This window comes from Spiroplasma sp. hy2 (assembly GCF_044714365.1).
In the GTDB taxonomy this organism is placed as follows: domain Bacteria; phylum Bacillota_I; class Bacilli_A; order Mycoplasmatales; family Mycoplasmataceae; genus Spiroplasma; species Spiroplasma phoeniceum.
Window position 1 is genome coordinate 1 of the sequence record NZ_RXFZ02000381.1, and the last position, 5,949, is coordinate 5,949.

2 protein-coding genes are annotated in these 5,949 nt (G+C 29.4%); both read left to right on the forward strand.

Annotated features, from left to right (window positions below):
* Window positions 1–85: 85 nt before the first annotated feature.
* Window positions 86–1,432 (forward strand): RIP metalloprotease RseP, encoded by a 1,347-nt coding sequence (gene rseP / locus EHV01_RS06795; protein ID WP_422066796.1) that lies wholly within the window; start codon window positions 86–88, stop codon window positions 1,430–1,432.
* 27 nt (window positions 1,433–1,459) lie between these two features.
* Window positions 1,460–5,818 (forward strand): PolC-type DNA polymerase III, encoded by a 4,359-nt coding sequence (locus EHV01_RS06800; RefSeq protein WP_422066764.1) that lies wholly within the window; start codon window positions 1,460–1,462, stop codon window positions 5,816–5,818.
* Window positions 5,819–5,949: the final 131 nt, after the last annotated feature.

Sequence of the window (5,949 nt, forward strand, 5' to 3'; positions counted from 1 at the left end):
ATATAAAAAGTGCTACATTTGCATTTACAATTTACACAGAAAAATAATGTTATTCCGAATAAAAAAGTAAGGAGTTAAGAAATAAATGTCAGCAGGAATGGTAGTTTTAGGTTTTATAATTGGGATTATAATTTTATTAATGTTAGTTACAATTCATGAATTTGCACATTTTATTATTGCGAAATTAGCGGGAGCATATGTCTATGAATTTGCAATTGGTTTTGGTCCCAAAATTTTTTCTTGAGGAAAAAAAGAAACTCGTTATTCAATCCGAATTTTTCCTTTTGGAGGATATGTTTATATTGCAAGTCAATTAGTTGATCCACCAAAAGGGTGTGAAGAGGAAGAAGTTCCTGAAGAACGAAAAATGGAAAATATTGCAAAATGAAAACGTTTAATTTTTATTGTCGCAGGAGCTTTAATGAATTTTTTTATTGCTGTTTTTATTTTTACCACAATTTTTGCGGCATTAAATTATAAACCATCTGATATGACATATTGAGGAGCTAAGTATGATTCTAATGGTGCAGCATATGCTGCTCTAAAAACGAGTGGTCAAAATGTTGCTCAAGATATTGTGATTTTAGATTATTGATTAGGTCCTAATATTGAAAAACTTAAAGTAGCACAAGAATATTATCGTGTTAATAAGGAAGATAAAGCTGATAATAAGGAGAATCATATTTTAGCAAGTCATGTGGGAACAGTAGATAAGATTCCAACTTATCAAACAACAGTTTTTAATTTTATTAAAAATTTAAAACAACAATATGATAATAGTAATAATGATGAAAAAATTAATTATATTACTCTTGCTTTTGCTCGTTTAAATAGTAAACAAGAAGTTACAACGGCGTCTGATGGTTTATTTCAAACTGAACCAGTTAAGTTAACAGAAGCCAACAATACTTATACAGTCGGAATTAGAGCTCCTGATCGTCAGTTTGCTTCAATTGCGCAAGCATATAGCTATGGTTGAGGAGAAACATTTAGACAATCAGTGACAATTTTAAAATCATTTGGATTATTATTTACTGGTCAGTGAGGACAATTATCTGGTCCAGTTGGAATTGCAAGAACAGTTTCTTCAATGTTAACAGAAGGACCAGCTCTTTTCTTTATGTATGTGGCCATGTTATCTGCTAATTTATTTGTTTTGAACTTAATTCCAATCCCACCATTAGATGGATACAAGTTTTTTGAAACATCAATTGAAGGAATAGTTGGTGGAGTAAAACGCTTAAATGGTCGGAAAAGGATTTGAAAGAAACGCCATGATCCAGTGCAACAAAAAGTATTATTAGAAGAATATCAAGCAAAAGAGCAAAAATGACAGTTACCGCATAAGGCAAAGATTATTATTAATGTAACGGGAGCAATAGTCTTTATTTTATTATTTATTGGAATAACAATTAAAGATGTCTTTTTTTAAGCAGAAAAGCTAGGTGAGGATTAGATGATGGACCAACAATTGATAAAACTATTTACAGCAAATAATTTAGAATTTATTGGAAATTATTTTGATGATGCTAAAGTCATTAAAGCAGAATATAGTACTAGTGAAGGCTTTTTTCGTGTTGTGATTGAAATTAATGATTTTTTACCACTAGAAGTTTTACTAAAATTAGAACAAACTTTATTAGAAAATGAAACATTACCCACAAAGATTTCTTTACGGGTTCGAAAAGAACAATACGAATTAGAAACTATTTTTAGTTACTTAGAATATATTCGATTAAATAAATCGGAATTAAAAAATAGTTTTTTTAGTAAATTATCCCCAGAACGTTTTGCTTTAACTGATAATATTTTAAAAATTACTGTTCATTCGGAAAGTGAACAAAAATTAGTGGGTGAACATTGTAATTATTATCAAAAAAAACTTCGCCGCTATGGTTTTAGTGATTTACAATTAGCCCTAGTGATTGATTTATGAGAAAATAATATTTTAGAAATTAATGAACAAGAATTAATTAAATATCAAGAAACAGCGCAAAAAACAGAACAGTTAATTTCTAAACCAACCAATGGGACTAATCCAGTTCGAAGAGAATTAAATAGTTATCAGAGAGCAAAAAATGGAGAAGCAAGTTATGAACGGTTAATTGATATTGATCAAGATGCTCCGAATGTGACAATTTATGGAAAAATTTTAAGTAAAGAACGACAGTTAATTTCAACAAAGAAATTTATTTATGTAATAACAATTACTGATTATAGTGATACAATTGGCACAAAATTTTTTACTCGAACAAAACAACCAGATGATTTTATTGAAGAATTAAAAACTAATGAATGAGTTAGTCTTTTTGGCGATATTCGGTATGATACTTATGCTAATGAACAAATGTTTTTTATTAAAAAAATTTCTCGTTTAGAGCATGAAGATTTATATCGTGAAGATAATGCGCCTGAAAAACGCGTGGAGTTACATCTCCATACTAAAATGAGTGTTATGGATGGAGTAACAGATCTTGCAATGCTTTTTAAAACATTAGTACATTGGAATCATAAAGCAATTGCTTTTACTGACCATTTAAATGTTCAAGTTTATCCAGAAATTTATAATCTTAATAAGAAATATCCTGATGTTAAAGTTATTTATGGTGTTGAAGCAGATATTTTAGATGATAAAGTCTGATATGTTAAAAACCCGCATCATCATAATTTACGAACTGCAAAATATGTTATTTTCGACTTAGAAACAACTGGCTTAAGTAGTAGCTATGATGAAATCATTGAATTTGGTGCGGTTATTATGGATGATATTAGTGGTGAACGTCAAACAATTAATCATTTGTTTAAACCATCCGTTAAGTTATCATCATTTACAACTGAATTAACAGGAATTACAGATGAATTATTAGCGGATAAACCAACTTTTATTGAATCAATTGACCAAATTTTAGAATATTTTAAGGATGCAATTTTAATTGCACATAATGCTGAGTTTGACCTTGGTTTTATTCAATCGTGGTTAAAAAAAGCTGGACGCTCAAAAATTAATAACACAGTAATTGATACTTTACAATTATCACGGATTTTAGAACCACATTTGAAAAATTATCGGTTGGGAACAATTGCTCGTTGTTATAATGTTATTTATAATGAAGAAGTTGCTCACCGTGGCGATTATGATGCAATTGTTTTAACAGACATCTATGAGCATCAGCTACGGAAAATGATTAATACTTATAGTATTGAGTTTGATGATGATATTGAGAAAATTCATGACCCTGCTGTTTATAAAAAACTGCGACCAAAACATATGACAATTTTAGCAAAAAATCAGGTAGGTTTATTAGAATTATTTAAACTAATAACTGCTGCGCATACTAAATATTTTTATTCATCACCAAAATTATTACGAAGTGTAATTGAACAACATCGTAGTAATTTATTGATTGGGTCATCATGTATTAATGGTGATGTTTTTGAAGTGGCACGAAATAAAAATGCATCGGAATTAGCAGAAACAATTAAGTTTTATGATTATGTTGAAATTCAACCTCCTAGTGTATATAAACATTTAGTTCAAATGGGGGATTTATCAGAAGAACGATTATTAACAGTCATTAAAGATATTATTTTTACAGCAAAAAAATTAAATAAATTAGTTGTTGCTACTGGTGATGTGCACTATCTTAACCCAGAAGATAAAATTTTCCGTGAAGTTTATATTAATGCAAAAGGAATTGGTGGTCGTCCCCATCCTTTATATGATTATAAGCAACGAGTAACTGATAATCCTGATCAGTTTTTAAGAACAACAATGGAAATGATGAACGAATTTAAGTTTTTAAATAATGATGAATTAATTTATGAAATTGTAGTAACAAATCCAAATTTAATTGCTGACCAAATTGAAAAAGTTGAAATTATTAAAGATAAATTATACACACCTAAAATTGAAGGTAGTGACCAATTATTAAAAGAATTATGTTATAAAAATGCTTATAAAATTTATGGTAAGTCATTACCAGAAATTGTTGCATCACGCTTAGAACGTGAATTAAATGCTATTATTAAGCATGGTTTTGCTGTTATTTACTGAATTGCACATAAATTAGTTGATAAATCATTGCAAGATGGCTATTTAGTCGGGTCACGGGGAAGTGTTGGTAGTAGTTTTGTTGCAACAATGAGTAATATTACTGAAGTAAATCCATTACAACCACATTATTTATGTTCTTATTGTAGTTATAGTGAATTTATTATTGATGGTTCAGTTAAGTGTGGATATGATTTACCAGTTCGTACTTGTCCAAAGTGTCAAAAACCATTAAAAGGGGAAGGGCATGATATTCCCTTTGAAACATTTTTAGGGTTTGAAGCAGATAAAGTTCCGGATATTGATTTAAACTTTTCAGGAGAATATCAACCAATTGCACATGACTTTACTAAAGAAATGTTTGGAGAACGTAGTGTTTATCGTGCCGGAACAATTTCAACGGTGGCAGAAAAAACTGCATATGGTTATGTGAAAGGTTATTTTGAAAGTAAAAATATTTTACATTTAAAACGTCGCGCAGAATTAGAACGAATTGCCAAGGGTTGTGAGGGAGTTAAACGAACAACTGGACAACATCCAGGTGGAATAGTTGTTATTCCAAATGAATATGAAGTTGAGGCATTTACACCAGTTAATTTTCCTGCTGATGATATCAAATCAAATTGATTAACAACTCATTTTGATTTCCACGCAATTCATGATAATGTTTTAAAGTTAGATATTTTAGGCCATGTTGACCCAACTGCTTTGCGAATGCTGCAAGATTTAACGGGAGTGGATCCAAAAACAATTCCAACAAATGATGAAGCGGTTTTAATTCTTTTTCGAAGTTTAGATGTTTTAAATATTAAACCAGAAGATATTAATGGTGAAAAAACTGGTGCAATTGGTATTCCTGAATTTGGTACTTTTTTTGTTCGTAAGATGTTATTAGATACAAAACCAACTTCATTTGCAGATTTAGTCCAAATTTCAGGATTGTCACACGGAACAGATGTTTGAATTGGCAATGCCCAAGAATTAATTCGAAATCAAAATATTAGTATTTCAGAAGTAATTGGATGTCGTGATGATATTATGGTTAATTTAATTTATAAAGGGTTACCTGCTCAAAGTGCTTTTAAGATTATGGAAGATGTTCGAAAGGGAAAGGGGTTAACAACTGAACATGAACAATTAATGCGGGATAATAATCTTGAACAATGATATATTGATTCGTGTAATAAAATTAAGTATATGTTCCCAAAAGCCCATGCAACAGCCTATGTCTTAATGGCGTGACGAGTAGCATGATATAAAATTAATTATCCAGTTGAATATTATGCAACATTTTTTTCAACTCGAACAGATGTTTTTGATATTAAAACAATTTTAAAAGGAGCAGAAACAATCAAACAAGTTTTACGCGATATTCAAACTCGTTTGGATAATAAAGATTTTAATGCTCCCAATAAACCAACACAAAAAGAAAAAGATTTAATTCCCGTTTATGAAGTAGCATTAGAAATGTATGCCCGAGGAATTAAAATGAGCAATATTGATTTAAAAACAAGTCGAAATAAAAATTTTACCGTTATTACAAATGAAAATAATGAAAAAATTATTTTACCGCCATTTTCTGCAATTGATGGTTTGGGCGGAGCTGTTGGCGATAGTATTATTAATGCTCGCCATGAAAAACCATTTTTATCAATTGCTGATTTACAAAAACGAACAAATATTACAAAAGCTCATTTAGAATCATTTGAAGAACTTGGAATTTTAAAAGATTTATCATTAGATGATCAAATTGCGTTTGAGTTTTAAATAAGATAATTTTTTACTTTAATTTTGTCGAAAACTCTTGATATTTATAAAATATACCTAAAATTAGGTATATTTTTAATATATGGAGGTAAATAATTAATGAAAAAAATAATTACAGAATTAATAAATAG